Raw genomic sequence first — 20,806 nt, forward strand, 5'->3', positions numbered from 1 at the left:
GGACATTTTTAGCTGGTATTCGTCCAAGACCTATTTCCTCTCTTCTTATAATAAGTTAGCTTATTATCCAGTAAGAAATTTTCGATGTGGCCCCTGCCCTACAGACAACTAGAATGTCTGAAGCAGGTTCTCCAACACTGTATGATTTACCGCATGTAAGCACTATAAAAGTTTTTAACAATTCGATTCTTAGAACATAAATAGGCCCATTCAGGATAGCGAAATGGCAATCATAAAATTTAATCCAATGGCTAGGTAGGTTTAGAATATATCCTCCGTATCTATTTCAATTTTTAATACAGTGTTAAAGACCCCATTTCAACTTCATTTCTTATGAAAAAAGTAATTGTCACAGGCTGCAACAGAGGAATAGGCTTAGAAATAGTACTCGCATTTGGCAGAGCAGGTTTTCAGGTATTCGCAACCATGCGGTCACCTAAAAAAGCAACAGGTCTTTCTGAGAAAATCGAAGTAGAATCCCTTCCCATTACACTGCATAAGATGAACGTCAATTCAGATATTTCAGTGAAGGCTTGTATGGATGAAATACTCATAGAAAATGGAGGAATTGATATTTTGGTTAATAATGCAGGAATAGGATTGAATGGATCCATCGAAGAAATGCCTATTTCAGATTTTAAAGCAGTATTTGAAACCAATTTCTTTGGTGCTATTCGCTGCATGCAAGCAGTACTTCCATCTATGCGAGAGCAGAAAAGTGGCTGTCTAATCAACATTACCTCCGTTTCGGGTCGTTTGACCAGCTCTCCTTTAGGGTGCTATTCGGCAAGTAAGTTTGCTTTGGAAGCAGTCAGTGAGGCTTTGGCTCAAGAGGTGAAGCCCTTCAATATCCGTGTGGGAATCGTAGAGCCAGGAATCATCGACACCGATATGGCCCATGAGATTGAAGAAGAGTCTGTTTCGATCTATCCGAGTTCCAAACGAATGGCTGATCTTTTCTTTGCCTCACTCAAAAACCCAACTCCAGCAACTTTGGTGGCGGAAACAGTTGTGGCATTTGCAGCAGGAGATTCATGGATTCTTCGCCATCCTGTCGGACCGGATGCACTGCCATTTATTCAATGGCGTTTGTCCATGACCGATGAGGAATGGACAGATCGGAATTCACTGCCTGATGAAGAATGGTATGATGCTGTTGAGCGGGATTTTGGGATGAATGCACGGAGGTAGAATTAGCTCCTTGAATTGACAATTTTTGATCTGGGCAATACACTATCAAACAAAATATAAGGCTTGTCCAAAAAACAGAACTGTTTGAGCACAATGACTAAACAAGACCATGGAACATAACGAAAATAATCCCACGCCTGAAAACATTATGAAAATCGGCACAGGATTTTGGGCTTCCAAAATCCTTTTATCCGCTGTCAAATTTCAAATCTTCACAACACTTGCCGAAAGGAAATCAATGTCGGCTAGCGACATTAAAACCCATTTAGGTTTTAAATGCACCGAACGAAATGTATATGACTATTTAGATGCCCTTACTACGTTCGGTTTTCTCAATCGTGATGGTTTGTTGGAAACAGCCATGTATTCAAACCACCAAGACACCGATTTTTTCTTAGACAAAAACAAGCCAAGCTACATCGGAGGCATGTTGGAAATGCTCAACAATCGTCTTTACAACTTCTGGGGAACTTTGGAAGAAGGTCTGCTCACCGGACTGCCGCAAAACGAAGCAAAAAGTGGAGGGGATTTATTTGATGCAATTTATTCAGATCCCCAAAAATTGAAAGAATTTATCCATGCGATGAGTGGTATCCAAATGGGTAACTTCATGGGCTTTTCGCAAGCCTTTGACTTCTCTAAGTATAAAACATTGGTGGATGTAGGCGGTTCGGGTGCTTTACTTTCTCTAATGGTAGCCAAGCATCAGCCACACATGAGTTGTGTTTCTTGGGATTTGGCTGCAGTAGCACCCTTTGCAAATGAAAACATTCAAAAATTTCAATTACAAGACCGTGTTAAAACTGCCAACGGTGATTTCTTTAAGGATTCCTTTCCAAAGGCGGATATTTTGGTGACGGGAAATATTTTGCACGATTGGGATGAAGAGACCAAACTGATGTTGATGAAAAAAGCCTACGATGCGCTTCCAAAAGGTGGTGCGTTTGTCGCAATTGAAAACATAATTGATGACGAAAGAAACAAGAATGCTTTTGGTCTAATGATGAGCCTGAATATGCTGATTGAAACAGGAAAGGGTTTTGACTATACGGTCAGTGATTTTAAAGGCTGGGCAAATACCGCTGGCTTTACCTCAACTAAAGTAGTGCCGCTGGCAGGACCGTCTAGTGCCGCTATCGCATTCAAATAAAACTTGGCCGGGAAAGTAAATCGATGGTTTGGGACAATATTCGGGTGCGTTCGTTCCGGTTTGTTTCAGATATACAACCTTTAATGGATATTCATGCCATATGTAAACAATTAACCACATAACACTATGCATATCGGCTTCCATCCGCCACTATTATAGCTACCGATATGAAGTCCCTAAAGCGACTGAAGGGGATAACTTTTTAGGTTTTTTGGGAATTTAAAATCAGTGCCTATCTAAAATTTGTTCGTAAAAAAAGCCTTTCTCCATCCTGTGTCCCTTTAGGGATTGGATATTGGTAAAAAGATCAAATCTAATGAGAATGCCTAAATGTCCCTTTAGGGAAAAGATATGGGTAAAACGAACAATCAACACATACCCACCCGTGCCTTTAGGTACGGGATATATTAGGTCTGCCTGGCGACGCGGCCTAAGATTAACCCTAGGGATGAATTTGAAAAAATTCCCAATCCAACAATTTTTCATTCGATAAATAAACCCGTGAATAGGGACAGAAGAACAGCTGCTTCGTCCTTGATTGGTTTCATTTGAAAAAATCAAAAGGTAGATTTAATCATGAATAAAATTATTAAGGGGAAGCCAAAAACCTTTTAAGTGAAGGCAAAATATTTTAAAAACTAACAACATGGCAACAGTAGTAGCAAGACACAAAGTAGGTGATGCAAAGACTTGGATAGCAGGTCATCAGGATAGGTTGGACCTTTTTGCCCCGGCGATAACAGGATACAAGGCTTTTCAGGACATGGACAACCCAAATTCAGTCGTGTTGGTGATCGAGGTTACAGATCTGGAATTATTAGAATCTATCATCAATGACCCAAAAAATCAGGGAATAAAAGATAAGCACACCGTTTTAGAACCTATTACCATGTCAATGGAAATTAATTATTAGTTGATTGGTTTAAGAGCTGATTCCTTTTGGACGCCCATGTCTGATATCATTCACCCCCCGTTAAAATTAATCTCATATTTCAGGAACATGGGGTTTGCATTGCACAGGTTTGGTCCTCAGCAGGAAAAATGATGGCAGAACAAAAATGGATACAAAAGATAATTATGGAAAAGCCGAAAACCGATCAGGGTAGGCACTAAACAACAAAAAAAATGGACAAGAAAAACTATTTCCAAATTGCCTCAGCGTGTATCGCTCTTTCTCTTTTCAGTGTTGCTTGCACCTCCTCTGATAAGCAGGAAGCCGCCTCTTCAGAAATGGTTGCTGAGCCGGTTGTGGCCAAATCTGACATGGCTGCTATCAAAGCTGAAATTCAGGCAGTAGAAACTGCCTTTGCGGCTGCTGATAATGCAGGGGATGTAAATGCAATACTTGCTTTTTACAGTGACGATGCTGTAAGTATGGGAAGCGGAAACCCCATGGCTGTCGGTAAAGCTGCCATTCAAAAAGAAATGGAGGAAAGCTTCGCTAAAAGACCCGAAGGAACTAGTGTTAAATACGAAGTATTGGACGTTTTTGGTGCTGAAAACACAGTTACGGAGACTGGTAAAGCAATTCGAAAGGATGCCTCAGGAAAAGTAATTTCCAACGGTAAATATATGGCCATCTGGGAAAAGCGCGATGGCAAATATATCTGTGTAAGAGATATCAGCAATAGTGATGAGGATGAGGACTAATATCCAGGACTAAAAAGATTTTGTCTAAGGCTGGGGAGGCATATATTTTTACCTCCTCAGTTTCTGATTTTTTTACAACAATAGGATGGGGAAGCTGAAAACCGATTAGAGTAGGCACTAAAAATAGCATCATTATGAAAAAGGGGATACCAGAATACTTCAGCCTCAGACCTGAAGTCGAAAAAGCCTACGGATATACCCATGCCGTGAAGATTGGAAACAGTATCAAAGTTTCCGGTGCGGTCAGCATGGATGATGAAGGAGGACCCACCGCCTTGGGTGATTTTCTGCAGCAAATGAAAAATTGCTACGCCGATCTGGAAAAAGTATTGAAGCACTATGGATGTACTTTTGACGATGTGGTAGTAGAGAATGTTTTTACCACAGATATGGCCGCATTTTTAGAACATGCCGGATACCGAAACACCATCTATACCAAGCAGTTCCCCACAGGCTCCTGGCTTGAGGTCAAAGGTTTGGCTTTGCCCGAATTTTTGATTGAAATCGAATTGGAAGTACATAAATGATGCATTCCAAAAAATTATATGATTATCCGCAATGATGCAAGTCAACTTATATTCTTTGCTTATCTGGTCGGAAGACCGAAGACCGAAGACCGAAGTTTACCTCAATTCTTAAGTTAAACAAATCCTATTTTGCTTTTGCCTCTTTACTGGCGGAAAAGCGGATATACATAAAAAATTAAATAAACTGATAATAATTAGAAACATGACAACTACGAACATGTTATGGACTTTACAAAGCATTTGCTGTCGGTGATATCCCGACAGTCTTGGGAAGTATGGATTCCCACATAGTTTGGAATGAAGCAGAAGGCAATGCCTATGCGGATGGTAATCCTTATATAGGGCCTGACGCGGTATTGAATGGCGTTTTTGGGCGGATAATGCAGGAACATGAATATTTTAACTTGAAGGATATCGAACTTCACGAAATGTCAAATGATAAGGTATTGGCAACCTTACGCTATGATGCCAAGCACAAAAACGGGAACAGTTACGATGCGCAAGCTGCCCATTTCTGGATATTGAAAGACGGGAAAATAGTTGCCTTTCAGCAGTATGTGGATACGAAAAAATTGCTCGAGGCCACAGGGAAGTAAAACCCATATAACGCTGGCCATATCGCTTTGTGGGTTTCCTGAGCAACTCCTCTTTTAATCGCTGAAATCATTTTACAAGGGAAAGAGAAATAATTCTACCACATGACCTATTGGGAGATAAGAAACCATAAGGGAGTCGGTTAAATCAAAATTTTACCCTTCTCTAATCAGCTTTTGCAGCATCCAGATTAGAAAATAAAAGTTCCATCCTAACAAAATCAAAATGAACACACTCCTTCCAAAAACAGAACGGCTTCACGCCTTAGACTCCCTAAGAGCCATTATGATGCTCCTAGGATTAGTTATCCATTCTTCTATAACGTATGGCCTCTATGAATATGGAGATGCATGGAGTTTAAAAGACCCCAACTCCAATAGTATGCTCAATGATCTTATCGTGTTTTTTATCCATTCCTTCCGGATGCAAATATTTTTTGTAGTATCCGGTTTTTTTGGAGCCATGTTATTTTATGAAAGAAAACCACTGGCTATGATTAAAAATAGGATTTCACGAATTGTGTATCCCTTTATTGTATTTGTGATTTTGCTTTGGCCTCTAATCTACTTCTCTTTAACTTATACCGGATTTGTTTTTGCTGGTGATCCAAATGCTTGGGCAGAGACGATGGCTACCATAGGAACTCCTTTATTTTTCATTCCTCAGAAAACATATCATCTATGGTTTCTGTACTATCTTGTCATGATAATAGGGGTTTCAATTCTGATTGCCTTTGCTATTAGAAAGACTCCCAGCTTGGCTCGCTCCATCTCTAAGGCGTTTAGCTGGATTATTCAAAAGCCAGTTTTACGCGTATTCTTTTTTGCCATGATCACTGGCCTAGCCTATCTAGTTATGGGGATATCGTCGGTAGAAACCTCTCTTTCTTTCGTACCTGATTTCAATACCTTCATTTACTATTTCACTTTTTTTATAGTAGGGTGGGTTTTGTTTAAATCTAAAGAGCATTTAGACAGCATGAAGCGTTTGGATTGGGCATGCACTTTATTGGGAACCGTTCTCTTTTTCGGATACGCACTAAATGTTCCATCCTTTAGCTTTGAGATGACAATCCTAGTCAAGTCATTGGTCGTTTGGCTCCTGATCTTTGGATTTACGGGGCTGTTTCTCCGGTATGGAAGTGGACATTCGGCTCGGATGCGCTATATCTCCGATGCATCCTATTGGGTTTATCTCGTTCACTTGCCGATCGCAGGATTTATTCCTGCGCTAATTTTCGAGTGGGAAGTACCAGCCATGCTGAAATTTTTAACTGTACTATCAGGGACTTCAATCATCTGCTTTACTACTTATCATTTATTTGTTCGAAGCACCTTTATCGGGAAGTTTCTCAATGGTCGTAAATACTCGAGAAGTGTAGCAGATATCCGGCATGCGGAGGAAGCAAGGAAGGTGACAGCTACATTGACTTAACTATAACTCTATACTAATGAAACAGACAAGTATCCTGAAACCTTCCAGTCCTAATTCCTACCTGTACTTGGTATTATGGATTGTCCTGATCGGATTTGCTGGAAAATTTGTGCTTCAAGCCCTTCCTTATTTTGGTCTCGACCAAGAAGTATTTGGAAGGTATTGGGATTTCAAATGGTCTCTGATCGGGCATATCTCTGGCGGAATCTTGGCTTTGCTGATCGGTCCATTTCAGTTTTGGAAAGCCTTACGGGACAAGTACCGGATGACGCACCGATGGATGGGTAAAATCTACCTCTCGGCAATTCTAATTGCAGCAATTTCCTCCACTCATCTAGCATGGACCGTTGGAGTGGCGATTCATTGGACTTGGGCTTTATCCCTTCAAGGCTTGGCTTTTGCTTGGATAGTCACCGCAGGCATGGCATTCCTTCAAATCAAGAGAGGTAAAGTGACTCAACACAAAGAATGGATGATCCGCAGCTATGCAGTCACTTTTGCCTTTGTTTTGTTTCGATTTATCGATGAACTGGAAAGCGTCAGAGCGCTAGGGAGTTTTGTTGAAAGAGGACCGACCATGATTTGGTTTTCATGGACAATTCCGCTCTTGATCACAGAGATTGTCCTTCAATGGAATAAAAAAATCGGTCACGTCTTGAATCTAACAGTACAGAAATCAAAAAATAGCCCCAAAAATACTTTCCCAACTTTTGACAATGGATAAAATGCCTAGTATGAAACTCTTTGGCTTTTTCCCATTAATGAATGTTGGATTATTTCTCCTGACTGCATTTGCGTGCATTTCAAAAGAACCGAAAAATGATCCCCGCTTTCATGGAATGTGGAAACTAGACATCATCGAATCTTATGATTCAATATCCGGGAAATGGAGCCATTATGAAACGGATCAATACCACGACGGCTACATTTTGTATGATGGAAAGGGACATATGGCAGTTCATTTGACTTCAAAAGGTTATCGGGATTTTGACGTCTCTAAAAATGTAGACAGCCTGGATATGGAAGGTTTGAAGGAACGATTGAAGCGCTATCAAACCAACTTCGTGTACTTCGCTGACTACCAAACCAAGGAAAATGTCATTGATCACAACCGCCTTTCGGCAACGGATCCATTCAATTGGGGGACGGTGCTGACAAGGGATTTTGAGTTCAAAAATGATACATTAATTCTTTCAGCCAGAGAAAGCATTGATGCAAACAAGTTGAGGTTGAGATGGGTGAAATATTAAAATTTTATAAAATGCTTTGAAATAAATCAACAAGTAGAATTAAACCCCCTAACCTGAAAGATGAAAACTCTGGAATACTTACTGTCTATTGATCTTAATTACATCGTAATCGGATTAATTGTAATCTTTTTTACGTTGGAGCAGGTATTAAGCACCCAATTCAGTTTCCAAAAACGGGGGCGGCATTTTTGGAATAGTTTCTTGTTCCAGGTAGTTTTCTTCATTGGGAATCTATTCTGGGCAATCGCCTTCGTTTTCTGTATCCAATGGCTCAATGAAAAGGAATTCGGATTGTTTTTTCTGGTTGAACTCCCGGTTTGGTTGAAGTTGGTTTTGGGTGTTTTGCTCTTGGATTTGGCGACTTATTGGTTTCACAGGATTTCCCATGTTGTCCCTGTCCTTTGGCGTTTTCACAGAGTACACCACAGTGATACGACGATGGATTCCTCTACTTATTTCCGAGCCCATCCGATTGAGGTATTCTTTTGGTTTGGAAGTGCCCCCATTTTGATGGCTGGTATTTTTGGATTGGATCTGCTTGCTGTGGGCTTGTATTTTCTGGTGGTGACCCCCTTTGTGATTATCGAGCACTGCAATCTCCGCTTTCCATCCTGGTTGGACAATACAGTAGGTTTAGTCATCACCACACCGAACCTGCACAAGATCCACCACGATCAGGATCAAAATTTTACCGATTCAAATTTTGCTGACATCTTCATCCTTTGGGATCGGATTTTCGGCACTTATACTTACAAACCTGCAGATCAGGTCAAATTCGGGTTGAAAGAATTTGAGAAAGAAGAGAAACAGACTTTCTGGTATTTGTTAAGAAGTCCTTTTATAAGGATTGAGAGGAATGGAAAGGATGGGTTGGAAAAAAAATGAATTCTTTAAAACTGAGTATCATCGCGCCCTTTTTATAACTTCAATCAAAGTTTATTCAGCATTTTATGTAGATATTCCTTGTATTGCTTTCCTATAGGAATCAGCTTTCCTTTCAATTCTACACAAGAATCTGTGACTGCGTCAAGCTTTGAAAAGTTGACCATAAACGAGCGGTGAATTCGAATAAACCGCTTTTGTCCTATTTTTTCACAAAACTTGTTCAAGGGACTCACAATCAAATAAGATTGCTGAGCAGTGATTATTTTACAATAATTCCTTTCTGCCTCCACCCAAAGGATATCATCAAGCATTACTTTGATTAACTTATTTTGGTTTCGAATGAAAATCCTATCCTCATACACGTCAGCACCTGTTTCCATGGAAGAAATAGCCGCGGGGTTTACTTTGATTCTTTCCTCCACCAGTGCAATCGTTCTTTCTAGGATTTGCTTGGTGAAAGGCTTGGAAATAAAGGCGAAAGGATGGGTCTCTTTCGCTTTTTCGAAGGTAGCATCATCCTGATTTGCAGTGAGAAATATCAAAGGAATATCGAGAATCTTATGAATTTCATGAGCTGCATCTATACCTGTAATTTCCCCTTTTAGATGTATATCCATCAGGATTATGTCCGGCTTAGTCTCCAATGCATGGTGGATTGCCTCCTCACCTTTGGTCTCTATGCCGGTGACCTCATAGCCAAGATTACTTAGCTGCAAACTGATATTCGCAGCGATGATCATATCATCTTCCACAATCAGAATTCTAGTTGTACTCATGCTGCTTTGTTAAGTAAAAATTCAAAAGTAAATGCAGTACCTGCTTCATTTGCCAAGGTCATTTTCCCGTCCAGTTGACGAGTAAGTAGGCTAATTAACTCTCTTCCAAAACCAGTGCCCTGTGTCGTGGAATTTTCCATGATACCTATTCCATCGTCAGACACTTTCAAGAAAAGATTACCTTCTTTTTCATCTAGTTGGACGCAAATCTGTCCTGATTTTTGTCTGGGAAAAGCATATTTGAGTGAGTTAGAGATCAATTCGTTTACGATAAGGCCGATAGGAATTGCGACATCTACGTCCAATTCCAAAGTATTCATTCTTATCCTAAAATCAATCCTATCAGACGCATCAAAAGTTTCCAAGATAAATTTTCCCAAGCCTTCAAAAAACTCCTTCATCTCCACACTTTTTAGGTTGTCTTTTTTATAAAGTCGGAGATGGATCATCCCCATACTTTGGACTCGGAGATAAGTTTCTTCCATGATTTGTTGAAAATCCGGATTTTTAATTGAGGCGATTTGAAGCGTGAGAAGACTTGAGATGGTTTCTAGATTATTTTTTACCCGATGATGGATTTCTTTGAGAAGAAATTCTTTCTCTTCGTTCTTTTTTTCCAAGAGGCTACTGTATTTCTTTTTTTTGAGGAAAACCCGATATAGTAGAAACAGAAAAAATAGTAACACACCGGCTAGCGTAAGGTAGAAAACTTGAATAACCCACTGCCTACTCAATTCTGCTTCTTGGATCTTAATCGTGTTTTCTTTTTGGGCAACTTGCATTTGAGTTTCTAGCACAGCGACCTTCTCCTCAGCCTCAGCGGTGAATACTTCACCTCGAAGCCGACTGGATATTTTGGAGGTGTTGAGTGCATTTTCATACGCTTTGGCTCCCTCATATGATTTGCTCAATTCATCGTAAACTAGGCTTAGGTAAAATTTATCCCCAAAATTGGTGGTTGCTTTTTCAATACTTGTTCTTAGGTATACGGCGGCATCTTCGTAGTCTCCAGCCATATTACTAGCCTTACCCAAAGCCATATAAGAACGCATGATCATAAATTCATTATTGAGTAATTCAGCATATCGAAGTGCCTCTAAGCCGGATTTCCTGGCTTCAGAAAAATCACCCATTTTAGCTTTTAAGTTGGCTAGTGCAATAAAAGTGTCGCTCAAGTTATTATAAAACCCATAGCGCTCTCCTATTTGCACCGATTGCTTAAAATATTCAATCGCATCCTTAGGTCTATCCAAATCCACCATATACTGTCCCACTAGATGGAGCGTAAAATCATAATCCAAATCATTGAGCCCTCTTTTCTCAAATAGTTCAATAGACTTTAATCCATAATTCAATGCAGCATCGATTTTCCCCTGCTTCCAAAAAAGATTGCTCATATCTGAATAAGCCATTGCAATGGCTTTGGTGTCTCCATAGTTTTCGCCAATCTCAAGTGTTTTAGAAGCATAGACAAAGGCATCTCCGAGCATGCCCTTTCGTTCGTACACATATCCCAGATTGGTATAAAGCAACCACGCTTCGCTTTCGGGGATTTTGAGAATAGCTTCCTTGAGTACATACTCAGCCAATTTCAATTCCTCCATTCTGAGTAAAATAGCGCCTTGAGAAACCATTAGATTCCCTTCCCAATAAGAATCTTCCTTCTCTCTAGCTTCCTCTAGACCCATCTCAATGTATTCAAGGGCTACGTTAAGGTTACGTGTATGATAGTGATATCCCAAGTCGTTTAAAACCTTTAATCTAAGGGGCGAATCTTTGGAAATTGCAGGCAGAGCTTTTTCCAATTCTTCGAGATATTCAGTCTGAAAATCATCGGTTTCTACAAAAACCTCTTTGTATTGGAAAAATCCATTTCTTAATACAATCTGCGCAAATCCCACAGTAGAAATCAGAAAAAAGCCTACTAAAAAAATCTTCCTCATTCATAAATATAACAAATTGAGGGGCTTGAAAACCAGTTTATTGTGTAATAAATATCTCTTGGGAAATAAATACTGCATGTCGGGAAGTATTATACTACGTTCATACCATCTCATTTTTTACTATGCTTGAAGAAGTCCAACTTATATGGAATAAAGTCAATTCTAAATTTTTGAATTTTTATAACCCGATACGTATGAAAAATTTCCTTCTCCTTGGATTGCTCCTTATGGCTATTGGATGCACTTCAAAAACAAAGTACACACAACAGTCCCCTGAGATTGATATTGTCAAATCAATAATCGGCAATTATGTCAATGGAGAATGGGATGAATATGCAGCACATTATGCAGAGGGAGCCACCGTCTTCTTCAATACCACTGAAGAGAATCCATCCTCGATACAGGAAATCATAGCTGGACAGAAGCTGAGCATTGAGCCACTTTCATCCTATTCCTTTGTAAGAGACAAGGAGGAATTAGAGATGGTATTGACTGACGAAGGCGAAACCTGGGTGAATTACTGGGGGCTTTGGAAAGGAACCATTGCTGCCAACAACAAAACTTTTGAAATGCCTGTGCACATCACTTCTCAATTTGTAGATGGGAAAATAGTAAAAACATTCGGCTATTGGGAAAGCGCTCCTATGCAAATTGAATTAATGAAAATACAAGAGGCAGCAGCGGAAATGGCTGAAATAGAAACGCCTGAATAAGAAACCAAACGGATTTTTTTGTTTCCAGGAAGAGCTTCAATTTAGGTGTTGAGCTTTCTTCCTGGAATCCTTTTTTTGGGGATGGAGGCAAGTCTTTTTCTTGAGTTTTTTTCAATAGTTAACTGTGCTGATGAATATCTAATAATTGATTTTGTGACGGGTGATCTACAATTGGCGCACGTCCAATGAATCTCTCAAAATGGAAGGAAATATAATTTCACTCTTACAGAGCTACAATTACATGGGTTTTGCTACTAAGCCAGACCTTCGAGCTGGGCTTAGCTATTTAGGGTCAGCCCTTTTCTCAAAAAAGTGATTACCCGCATCGATTGGGCTAAGAGCGGAAAACCCATCGTCCATCACGGTCAAATAGAACAAAAAAGCCAGCGTTTCCACTGGCTATTGTATTTCTTTACAACAAATCAAATCCTTTTCGCATCGCAAAGCTCTCTCTGATCCAGCCTGCAAGTCTTGCGCTTTGGGCAAAGTCAAGGGTTTGCTGTCCATCGGAGTAAGCTTTTTCAGGAACCTCATGAGATTCATAGATTATCCCGTCTGCTCCAGACATCACGCCAGCAAGTGCCATTTGCGGCACATAAGCACGTATCCCAATTCCATGCGAAGGATCCACGATCACAGGCAAGTGGGATTTTGCTTTCAAAATCGGAATTGCATTTAAGTCTAAGGTATTTCTAGAAGCTCGCTCATAGGTACGAATCCCTCTCTCGCAGAGAATCAGTTTCTCATTTCCTCCTGAGAATACATACTCAGCAGATTGCAAAAGCTCTTCGATCGTACCGGAAATACCCCGCTTAATCATCACCGCTTTATCTACTTTTCCCAATTCATCCAAGAGGTTGAAGTTTTGGGAATTTCTGGCTCCCACCTGATACACATCCACATAAGGATACATTTCTTCGATTTGGGAAGTTTGCATCACTTCTGTGACAATCTTGATCCCGGCTTCATGAGCGATCTCATACCACAGCTTTAAGCCGTCTAAGCCCAAACCACGAAATGCATACGGGCTACTTCTAGGTTTAAATACTCCACCTCGCATCATCTTGATGTCATTCTCCACACAATGGGCTACGACAGAGCGGATTTGTTCTTCAGATTCAATAGAGCATGGCCCGGTGATTACTGCCATTTCACCTTCTTTGATGAAAATATTATCGCCCAAATCAACGGAAGTAGGTTTCGCTTTCCACTTTTTAGACACCAATTTATATTCATCTGATACAATATGGATATCTATTATCCCATCCATCTGGCCTATTTGGCGGATATCGATTTCCTTTTTACCGATCCCGATCAGATAGTCTCCCAATTGGGTTTTTACTTCGGTAATTTTATACCCTATTCCATTGACTTTTTGGATCAAATTCTCCTTTTGGCTATTGGAAATATCGGGTTGAAGCTGAATAATCATTGCTTACTTGATTACAGTTTGAATGTATGCCTGAATGTCTTCACTCAGGTTTTTAGAATTTTTTACGGTTTTGATGAAAGCTGAGCCAATGATCGCTCCATTGCTATATTCTGAGGCTTTGGAGAAAGTTTCGGAGTCAGAAATCCCAAAACCAATCAATCTCGAATTTTTCAATTTCATAGCCTGCACCCGCTTAAAATAAGTGATTTGCTCCTCAGTGATTCCGGTTTTCGCACCTGTGACACCATGTGAGGAGACCATGTAGATAAATCCATTGGAGTGCTGGTCAATCTCCAAAATTCGTTTTTCTGAGGTCTGTGGGGAAATCAAAAAGGTATTGACCAAACCATACTCCTCGAAAAGTAATTTGTAGTCATCCAAATATTGCTGCATGGGAAGATCTGGGAGAATCAACCCATCTACTCCTACTTCCTGACATTTCTTGCAAAAAGCCTCCATCCCATATTGCATGATTGGGTTCAAATAGCCCATCAATACTACAGGTAGAGTGATTTTCTCACGAAATCCAGCCAGTTGATTAAACAGTTTTTTCAAAGAAATACCATTCTCTAAAGCGATCATATTGCTATCCTGGATAGTTGGCCCATCAGCAATAGGGTCGGAATACGGAACTCCAATTTCTATGATATCAGCTCCGCCGGCCTGGATAGCTTCCATAATAGGAAGCGTATCCTCAAGTGCTGGAAAACCAGCTGTAAAGTAGATGGAGAGAACGCGGTTCTTTTTGGATTCAAACAGTTTATGTATTCGGTTCATATAGATAGATGATGGATGTCGGGTGTCCGATGACCGATGCAAACACCTTTCACCGGACATCCGACATTAAACTTTAATAATTTCCCCATTTGATATAAGTGTCCAGATCCTTGTCTCCTCTTCCTGACAGGTTGATCACGATCACATCGTCTTTTGAATATTCGATCAAATTGAGCGCGTAGATCGCATGTGCAGTCTCAATGGCAGGAATGATCCCTTCCAATCGACTCAATTCTATACCAGATTTCATCGCATCTTCATCTTCTACGGCTACGAATTCGCCTCTGCCGATATCAAATAAGTGCGCATGAACAGGTCCGATGCCAGGGTAATCCAAACCCGCTGAAATTGAATGTGGCTCTACCACCTGTCCATCTTCAGTTTGCATTAAAATCGTTTTCGATCCGTGTAAGACTCCTGGAGTTCCTAGCACCGTCGTAGCTGCAGATTTTCCAGAAGAAATCCCCAAACCTGCAGCCTCAGCCGCTACCAATCTCACTTCCGGTGTATTATAATAATGGTAAAAAGCTCCAGCTGCATTGGATCCTCCACCCACACAGGCGATGACGATATCTGGATTTTCTCTTCCTTCCTTTTCCTTTAGCTGCCATTTCATTTCCTCGGAAATCACGGACTGAAACCTCGCCACCATCTCAGGATATGGATGCGGCCCCACCACCGAACCGATGATGTAATGTGTATCCACTGGATCATTGATCCATGCACGCATAGCTTCATTTGTGGCATCCTTTAAGGTTTTTGAACCTGAAGTCGCAGGAACAACTTTAGCTCCCAAGATCTTCATTCGCTCCACATTGGGATGCTGACGGGCTATATCTACCTCACCCATATACACGGTGCAGTCCATTCCCATCAAGGCACAAACTGTCGCTGTGGCAACTCCATGCTGACCGGCTCCGGTTTCTGCTATAATTCGCTTTTTGCCAAGCTTTTTCGCTAGGATGATCTGACCAATGGTATTGTTCACCTTGTGAGCTCCGGTATGACATAGATCTTCCCGTTTCAAATAAATTTTAGCTCCGTATTTCTCAGAAAGTCTGGAAGCAAAATATAAGGGTGTTGGACGACCAACGTAGTCTTTCAGCAAGCCTCTGAATTCATCCTGAAATTCCTTCGACGCCATAATTGACTCGTAATTATCCTTCAGTTCTTCGATATTGGGATGCAGCATTTCGGGGATATATGCCCCTCCAAATTTGCCGTAAAAGCCCTTTTCATCTACTTTGATCATTTCATTTTGTTAGTTATTGGCCGTTGGTCTTTTGTCATTACCAAGTAATCTATTCTTAAAACTCTTCAGTTTTTCAATATTCTTTAATCCCGGAGCATCTTCAAACTTTGAGTTCAAATCCACTCCCACAAATTGTGGCATTCGTTCAGCAAGGATTAAAACCTCCTTCACGCTTTCCTCGTCCAAACCTCCACTCAGCAGAAATCCCTTTTCAAAAGGATAGGTTTCCAGCATATTCCAATTGAATTTCCTTCCCGAACCACCATGACCTGCAGTTGCCGTATCAAAGAGGAAGTATTCAACCAAACCCAGATAATCTCGCAATGTTTCCCAGTCTATACTTTCTCCTACTGAAATGACTTTCCAAACCTTTTTGTTCGTTTTCAATTTCAACTCCCGCACATATCCAGGACTTTCATCGCCATGGAGTTGAATGGCTGAAAGTTTGAATTCATCGATTTTGGATAAAACAAACTCAATTTTTTCATTCACAAAAACTCCAACTTTTGGTACTTCTGTCAACTGAATTGACGCTGCAGAATCAGATGAAACGTATCTTGGTGATTTGGAATAGAAAATCAAACCCATCCAATCAGGTTTAACTCCCTGAATCAGGTTTTGGATATTTTCTGGATCCCGCATCCCACACACTTTGATTTTCATGTGTTTATAATTTGATTCTCATAGGGCACATAGCCTGTCCGGTACTCTTTTCGGGAGAATCTCGTATGGTAAATAATCATCTCTCCGTGTGACTTGTGAGTCATGCTCGATTTCATCAGGCGTTTACTTCGTTCTCTTTTTTCAAAAGCTTCTTATACTCTTTGATGAAATTGTAGGCTGCTTGTTCCGGACGACTGGATTTCATGAAATTCTCTCCTATCAAGAACCCGTCGAATCCTGCTCTTTTCAAGGTGATTAAAGTAGAAGGATCAGAAATTCCACTTTCAGAAATCTTCACAAAACCAGATGGGATTTTATCCACCAAGTCCATTGAAGTTTGCAAAGACACATCAAAAGTCTTCAAATTTCTATTGTTCACTCCTACCAAATCCAAGTCGTCACACAGGCTTCTTTCCAACTCTTCGCTATCGTGTACTTCCATTAACACTTCCAGTCCAAGGCTTTTTGAGAAAGCAGCCAACTCCATTAACCTCGTTGGCTCTAAAGTCGCTGCAATCAGCAGTATGCAATCAGCGCCGATAGATTTTGCTTCCAATATCTGATATTCATCCACTATGAAATCCTTGCGAAGGATAGGACAAAAGTTAAACTTTCGGGCGTCCTTAAGATCAGCATTGCTTCCTCCAAAGAAATCCGTATCCGTCAAAATCGACAATGCTGATGCGCCAGCTTGCATGTATCCGATACTCACAGCTTCCACCGAAGCAACGCCTTTGATCAAACCTTTGGAAGGCGACTTTCTCTTGAATTCAGAGATGATTCCGGATTTCTCAGGATCACACACGTACTTTTTCATGGAGACCACTGTTCCTTCGAAAAAGACACTTTTTTCCAAAAGTTTCACTGGCACCAAGCTGCTCCTTTCGGCTACCTCGAGGTGTTTATGAGCAATGATTTTATCTAAAATATTCATAAGATTTTATGCTAAAGAAACTGTTGTTTTTGGATTGACCAGTCCGTTAAAGACATGAAGCGCTTTTTGGCTCAATAATGCTTCTTCTGCTACGCTTACCGCCTCCACAAAAGATAGTCCTTCACGGGCGGTGACCAGTGCGGCCGCTGAATTGGCAATTACTACCGCATTTTGACTTTTGGTGCCCTTGCCCTTCAGGATATTTTCAAATATTCTGGCAGATTCTTGGATGGACTCACCACCCTTAATAGAGGATGCAGTTAGTTTTGGCAAGCCAATATTTTCTGGGCTATAGACTTTTTCCCCATTATTTGAAATCATCTTAAAATCACCCGTAAGCGAAATCTCATCATAGCCATCCAAGGCGTGAAGAATAGAGAATCTTCCTTCCATATCCTGATAGAGATAGCCGTATAATCGTGCTAACTCTAGACTAAATACGCCTACCAATTGTTTTGTCGGAAAACTTGGATTCACCATTGGGCCAAGCATGTTGAAGAAGGTTTTTACCCCTAGGTCTTTTCTGATCGGACCGACATGCTTCATTGCTGGGTGAAAAAGTGGGGCATGCAAGAAGCAAATCCCAACTTCATCTAAGCTCCGACGGATTCTATCCAGATTACTTGTAAATGCATAACCAAAGTATGCAAGCAGATTAGACGAACCACAGATGGAAGAAACACCGTTATTTCCATGTTTTGCCACATTTTGTCCAGCAGCTGCAACCACAAAGGAAGATAGGGTGGAAATATTAAAGGTGTCTTTGCCGTCTCCCCCAGTTCCGCAAAGATCCATCGCATCGTATTCGGAGATTTCCACCGGAATGCATCGCTCAAGCATGGCTTCACGGAATCCCGAAAGTTCCTCCACAGTGATACTCCGCATCATATACACCGTCATAAATGCGGCGATCTGGCTTGTATTGTAATTTCCGGCTGTAATGTCTTTCAAAACCTCTTTCGCATCGGCTCGGGTAAGCGTCCGGTGCTCGATGAGATGATTCAAAATATCTTTCATAATTGGGGGTATTATTTGGTGGTTCTGTTCTTAATTCTCCATCCAGTTTTTGATTATTTGCACTCCGTTTTCGGTAAGAATGCTTTCGGGATGAAACTGTAAACCCCTGACATCAAACTTCTTATGTCTTACTGCCATAATTTGGTTGTCAGGCGTACGAGCGATCACTTCCAAGTCTGGTGAAAGGGTGTTTTCATCAACAACCCAAGAGTGATATCTACCAATACTAAAAGTATCGGGAACGTCCTTGAAAAGCAAGTCATCTTCCACTTTTACTGTAGAAGCCACGCCATGAAGAACCTCAGACAAATTTATAAGTTCACCACCGAATGCTTCACCGATTGCCTGATGCCCTAAACACACGCCCAAAATTGATTTGGTCGCAGCGTACTTTGTCAAAAGCTCAGGCATAATTCCCGCATCTTCCGGAACTCCAGGCCCCGGCGATAGAATTATTTTATCGTATTGAGCTACGTCTTCCAAACTGATTTTGTCATTTCTAAAGACTTCAAGCTGTCCTCCATAGCCCAACTGTCTGACAATATAGACCAGGTTGTAGGTGAAGGAATCGTAATTATCCAAGACGAGTATTTTCATTTTTGTGATCAATTGTAAAATTGAAAAATTAGAAGATTGGAAGATTCTGTAGAATTGAGCGCCTTCCTTTTTCTTGTTTTCAAATTCATTTAGGTATTTGATTAAGCCTTTTAATTCACTTAATATGTTTGCTCTTATATTTTTATAGCATGTTACCAAACTGGCAAATCTTCAAATCGCTCATATTTTGCCATAGTTTTTCATTTTAAAAATCTTGCAATTCTCCAATTATCCAGCTAAATATTCAAGTTGAATCGATGGATTTTTGCCAAACTTTCACATTTATAGATCGTTCTACTTTTGCCACAATCTTCCAATTTTTCAATCCTAAAATCTTCCAATTTAGATCTTCTCTGCCGCCCTCAACGCCACTCTGAGCGCCTCCAACTTATTAGCTACTTCTTGCAATTCGGAAGGTATGGTTGATTTGGCAACCACACCAGCTCCTGCCTGGAATCGAAGTTGGTTGTTTTCGGAGACAAAAGACCTGATCAAAATCGCATGGTTGAAGTCTCCATTGAATCCCAAATAACCGATTGCTCCACCATAAAATGTTCTTGAAATATTCTCCAGCTCATCGATCAATTCCATCGCTCTATATTTTGGAGCCCCCGAAAGTGTTCCCGCAGGAAATGTGTCTGCTACAAGCTGAAGTGGATTGGTGTTTTCCGGTAATTCACCAGTCACTTTGGAAACCAAATGGATAACATGTGAATAATATTGAATCTCTTTGAACACTTCCACGGTAACCTTTTCGGAAGATCTACTCAAATCATTTCTAGCCAAATCTACCAGCATCACATGCTCTGAATTTTCTTTCGGATCATTATAAAGCTGGCGAGCCAGAACTGCATCCTCCTGATCGTTTCCAGTTCTTCGAAATGTCCCCGCTATCGGATAAATAGTGGCTTTTTTGTCTTTCACTACGATCTGAGCCTCTGGCGAGCTACCAAAAACCTTAAAGGAGCCATAATCGAAATAGAACAAATAAGGAGAAGGATTCACTGAACGAAGCGCTCGATAAACGTTGAATTCATCTCCCTTGAAAGCCGTACTGAATCGGCGGGAAAGTACAATCTGGAACACATCACCTTTATAGCAATGCTCACGGCCCTGATTCAAAATCTTTAAAAATTCCTCATCTGTGTAGTTTGATTCTTCTTCACCTATCCGCTGAAAGGAGTAGCTCGGAATATTCTTGTTATTAAGGATACGCTCGATCTCCTCCATCATTTCAGCATTTTCAGATCCGGCTACCCTATGCTCAAGCAGATGCAATTCATTCTTGTAGTGATCCACCACGATTACATTCTGATAGACCGAATACTGCATCATCGGCACCTCCGATGGCTGTGTGTTTTGAAGTTTGATGTCCTCAAAATAAGCGACAGTATCGTATTGAATATATCCAAAAAGCCCATTGGAGCTGAATTTGAAATTATCCGGCGCTACATCAAACTTATTTCCAAATGCACGAAGACATTGCATCAGATTCTGGTCAGAACTCACTTCATAGCTTTCCTTTTTTCCTGAAGGTAGCTTCTCTGTCACCTTACCCGCATTAAAGGAGAAAGTAGCCAAAGGATTAAAACAGATATACGAATAGCTGTTTTCATGCCCATGATAATCGGAACTCTCCAGTAGGATAGGATTTGCAAAACGATCCCTGATTTGTAAATAAATACTTACCGGCGTGATCGTATCTGCCAGTCGTTTTTGGTAAGTAGTCAGTATTGAAAATTTTACTTGAGTCATTCGTGGTTAATTTTTCATTAAAAAAGGCTTACTGGAAATCCAGTAAGCCTTTTTTACTATGTAGTAGCGCAAAATTAAATGCAGGGGCTTTCTAAACTTCCTTTTGGAAAGAGTAAGAATGCCACCACCAGTTTTTGTTTGCGATTGTTTTCATTAGATTGAGAGCAAATTTAGAAAGGGATTGCTAAGGACAAAGCATCAATCCGTTTTTTTTATAAAAAAAATTGACTCTCTCTAAAATATACCTGGTGAAAATGTTGCTTGAG

At 40.6% G+C, this 20,806-nt stretch carries 20 protein-coding genes and 1 pseudogene; 11 read left to right on the top strand and 10 right to left on the bottom strand.

Annotation, left to right across the window (positions count from 1 at the left end; all coding sequences use genetic code 11):
- Positions 1-333 precede the first annotated feature (333 nt).
- From BVH04_RS01395 to BVH04_RS01445, 10 genes and pseudogenes are all read left to right on the top strand, one after another.
- Positions 334-1,191 (top strand): SDR family oxidoreductase, encoded by an 858-nt coding sequence (locus tag BVH04_RS01395; protein WP_086539549.1) that lies wholly within the window; start codon positions 334-336, stop codon positions 1,189-1,191.
- A gap of 109 nt (positions 1,192-1,300) precedes the next feature.
- Entirely contained in the window at positions 1,301-2,341 is a 1,041-nt protein-coding gene (locus BVH04_RS01400; protein WP_086539550.1) for a methyltransferase, read from the top strand.
- A 646-nt stretch (positions 2,342-2,987) separates the two neighbouring features.
- Complete coding sequence (locus tag BVH04_RS01410) at positions 2,988-3,254, top strand: hypothetical protein (protein WP_086539552.1); 267 nt, start codon at positions 2,988-2,990, stop codon at positions 3,252-3,254.
- A gap of 212 nt (positions 3,255-3,466) precedes the next feature.
- Positions 3,467-3,991 carry a YybH family protein gene (locus tag BVH04_RS01415; protein WP_086539553.1) on the top strand — a complete coding sequence of 175 codons (525 nt, stop codon included), beginning with the start codon at positions 3,467-3,469 and terminating at the stop codon, positions 3,989-3,991.
- Between the two features lie 134 nt (positions 3,992-4,125).
- On the top strand, positions 4,126-4,518 hold the full coding sequence (locus BVH04_RS01420) for a RidA family protein (protein WP_086539554.1): 393 nt from the start codon (positions 4,126-4,128) through the stop codon (positions 4,516-4,518).
- A 239-nt stretch (positions 4,519-4,757) separates the two neighbouring features.
- Positions 4,758-5,114: pseudogene (locus BVH04_RS01425) on the top strand (nuclear transport factor 2 family protein); the annotation flags it as partial.
- Between the two features lie 223 nt (positions 5,115-5,337).
- Entirely contained in the window at positions 5,338-6,546 is a 1,209-nt protein-coding gene (locus BVH04_RS01430; protein ID WP_086539556.1) for an acyltransferase family protein, read from the top strand.
- A 16-nt stretch (positions 6,547-6,562) separates the two neighbouring features.
- Positions 6,563-7,270, top strand: a complete 708-nt coding sequence (locus BVH04_RS01435; protein WP_086539557.1) for a DUF2306 domain-containing protein — start codon at positions 6,563-6,565, stop codon at positions 7,268-7,270.
- 10 nt (positions 7,271-7,280) lie between these two features.
- Positions 7,281-7,796: a lipocalin-like domain-containing protein gene (locus BVH04_RS01440; RefSeq protein ID WP_169714338.1), complete on the top strand. Its 516-nt coding sequence runs from the start codon at positions 7,281-7,283 to the stop codon at positions 7,794-7,796.
- A gap of 60 nt (positions 7,797-7,856) precedes the next feature.
- On the top strand, positions 7,857-8,681 hold the full coding sequence (locus tag BVH04_RS01445; protein ID WP_086539559.1) for a sterol desaturase family protein: 825 nt from the start codon (positions 7,857-7,859) through the stop codon (positions 8,679-8,681).
- A gap of 44 nt (positions 8,682-8,725) precedes the next feature.
- Here the strand turns inward: BVH04_RS01445 and BVH04_RS01450 are convergent, their stop codons facing one another.
- On the bottom strand, positions 8,726-9,457 hold the full coding sequence (locus BVH04_RS01450; protein WP_086539560.1) for a LytR/AlgR family response regulator transcription factor: 732 nt from the start codon (positions 9,455-9,457) through the stop codon (positions 8,726-8,728).
- Entirely contained in the window at positions 9,454-11,400 is a 1,947-nt protein-coding gene (locus tag BVH04_RS01455) for a tetratricopeptide repeat protein (protein ID WP_086539561.1), read from the bottom strand. The genes BVH04_RS01450 and BVH04_RS01455 overlap by 4 nt, the downstream gene beginning before the upstream one ends.
- A gap of 194 nt (positions 11,401-11,594) precedes the next feature.
- Here BVH04_RS01455 and BVH04_RS01460 point away from each other — a divergent pair, with 194 nt between their 5' ends.
- A complete protein-coding gene (locus tag BVH04_RS01460; protein WP_140160500.1) occupies positions 11,595-12,113 on the top strand; it encodes a nuclear transport factor 2-like protein in 519 nt (172 codons plus the stop codon).
- A 412-nt stretch (positions 12,114-12,525) separates the two neighbouring features.
- Here BVH04_RS01460 and aroF read toward each other — a convergent pair whose 3' ends face one another.
- From aroF to BVH04_RS01500, 8 genes are all read right to left on the bottom strand, one after another.
- A complete protein-coding gene (aroF, locus tag BVH04_RS01465) occupies positions 12,526-13,545 on the bottom strand; it encodes a 3-deoxy-7-phosphoheptulonate synthase (RefSeq protein WP_086539563.1) in 1,020 nt (339 codons plus the stop codon).
- 3 nt (positions 13,546-13,548) lie between these two features.
- The gene (trpA, locus tag BVH04_RS01470) at positions 13,549-14,322 is read right to left on the bottom strand and encodes a tryptophan synthase subunit alpha (RefSeq protein ID WP_086539564.1); all 774 of its coding nucleotides are present in this window, start codon (positions 14,320-14,322) and stop codon (positions 13,549-13,551) included.
- Positions 14,323-14,395: 73 nt separating this feature from the next.
- Complete coding sequence (gene trpB, locus BVH04_RS01475) at positions 14,396-15,574, bottom strand: tryptophan synthase subunit beta (RefSeq protein ID WP_086539565.1); 1,179 nt, start codon at positions 15,572-15,574, stop codon at positions 14,396-14,398.
- 9 nt (positions 15,575-15,583) lie between these two features.
- On the bottom strand, positions 15,584-16,237 hold the full coding sequence (locus BVH04_RS01480; RefSeq protein ID WP_086539566.1) for a phosphoribosylanthranilate isomerase: 654 nt from the start codon (positions 16,235-16,237) through the stop codon (positions 15,584-15,586).
- A gap of 115 nt (positions 16,238-16,352) precedes the next feature.
- A complete protein-coding gene (gene trpC, locus BVH04_RS01485; protein ID WP_086539567.1) occupies positions 16,353-17,171 on the bottom strand; it encodes an indole-3-glycerol phosphate synthase TrpC in 819 nt (272 codons plus the stop codon).
- A 6-nt stretch (positions 17,172-17,177) separates the two neighbouring features.
- Positions 17,178-18,188: an anthranilate phosphoribosyltransferase gene (trpD, locus tag BVH04_RS01490; protein WP_086539568.1), complete on the bottom strand. Its 1,011-nt coding sequence runs from the start codon at positions 18,186-18,188 to the stop codon at positions 17,178-17,180.
- 30 nt (positions 18,189-18,218) lie between these two features.
- The gene (locus BVH04_RS01495; protein WP_086539699.1) at positions 18,219-18,785 is read right to left on the bottom strand and encodes an anthranilate synthase component II; all 567 of its coding nucleotides are present in this window, start codon (positions 18,783-18,785) and stop codon (positions 18,219-18,221) included.
- Between the two features lie 342 nt (positions 18,786-19,127).
- The gene (locus tag BVH04_RS01500) at positions 19,128-20,540 is read right to left on the bottom strand and encodes an anthranilate synthase component I family protein (RefSeq protein WP_086539569.1); all 1,413 of its coding nucleotides are present in this window, start codon (positions 20,538-20,540) and stop codon (positions 19,128-19,130) included.
- Positions 20,541-20,806 lie beyond the last annotated feature (266 nt).

Origin of the sequence: Algoriphagus antarcticus (genome assembly GCF_002150685.1) — a bacterium.
GTDB lineage: Bacteria > Bacteroidota > Bacteroidia > Cytophagales > Cyclobacteriaceae > Algoriphagus > Algoriphagus antarcticus.

Bases quoted from the DNA above. Each gene is read 5' to 3' on its own strand.
- BVH04_RS01430 (WP_086539556.1), top strand. From the start codon at position 5,338: ATGAACACACTCCTTCCAAAAACAGAACGGCTTCACGCCTTAGACTCC.
- BVH04_RS01455 (WP_086539561.1), bottom strand. From the start codon at position 11,400: ATGAGGAAGATTTTTTTAGTAGGCTTTTTTCTGATTTCTACTGTGGGA.
- BVH04_RS01410 (WP_086539552.1), top strand. From the start codon at position 2,988: ATGGCAACAGTAGTAGCAAGACACAAAGTAGGTGATGCAAAGACTTGG.
- BVH04_RS01440 (WP_169714338.1), top strand. From the start codon at position 7,281: ATGAAACTCTTTGGCTTTTTCCCATTAATGAATGTTGGATTATTTCTC.
- BVH04_RS01500 (WP_086539569.1), bottom strand. From the start codon at position 20,540: ATGACTCAAGTAAAATTTTCAATACTGACTACTTACCAAAAACGACTG.
- trpB (WP_086539565.1), bottom strand. From the start codon at position 15,574: ATGATCAAAGTAGATGAAAAGGGCTTTTACGGCAAATTTGGAGGGGCA.
- BVH04_RS01495 (WP_086539699.1), bottom strand. From the start codon at position 18,785: ATGAAAATACTCGTCTTGGATAATTACGATTCCTTCACCTACAACCTG.
- BVH04_RS01400 (WP_086539550.1), top strand. From the start codon at position 1,301: ATGGAACATAACGAAAATAATCCCACGCCTGAAAACATTATGAAAATC.
- BVH04_RS01395 (WP_086539549.1), top strand. From the start codon at position 334: ATGAAAAAAGTAATTGTCACAGGCTGCAACAGAGGAATAGGCTTAGAA.
- BVH04_RS01415 (WP_086539553.1), top strand. From the start codon at position 3,467: ATGGACAAGAAAAACTATTTCCAAATTGCCTCAGCGTGTATCGCTCTT.
- BVH04_RS01450 (WP_086539560.1), bottom strand. From the start codon at position 9,457: ATGAGTACAACTAGAATTCTGATTGTGGAAGATGATATGATCATCGCT.
- trpC (WP_086539567.1), bottom strand. From the start codon at position 17,171: ATGAATATTTTAGATAAAATCATTGCTCATAAACACCTCGAGGTAGCC.
- trpA (WP_086539564.1), bottom strand. From the start codon at position 14,322: ATGAACCGAATACATAAACTGTTTGAATCCAAAAAGAACCGCGTTCTC.
- aroF (WP_086539563.1), bottom strand. From the start codon at position 13,545: ATGATTATTCAGCTTCAACCCGATATTTCCAATAGCCAAAAGGAGAAT.
- BVH04_RS01480 (WP_086539566.1), bottom strand. From the start codon at position 16,237: ATGAAAATCAAAGTGTGTGGGATGCGGGATCCAGAAAATATCCAAAAC.
- BVH04_RS01435 (WP_086539557.1), top strand. From the start codon at position 6,563: ATGAAACAGACAAGTATCCTGAAACCTTCCAGTCCTAATTCCTACCTG.
- BVH04_RS01420 (WP_086539554.1), top strand. From the start codon at position 4,126: ATGAAAAAGGGGATACCAGAATACTTCAGCCTCAGACCTGAAGTCGAA.
- BVH04_RS01445 (WP_086539559.1), top strand. From the start codon at position 7,857: ATGAAAACTCTGGAATACTTACTGTCTATTGATCTTAATTACATCGTA.
- trpD (WP_086539568.1), bottom strand. From the start codon at position 18,188: ATGAAAGATATTTTGAATCATCTCATCGAGCACCGGACGCTTACCCGA.
- BVH04_RS01460 (WP_140160500.1), top strand. From the start codon at position 11,595: ATGAAAAATTTCCTTCTCCTTGGATTGCTCCTTATGGCTATTGGATGC.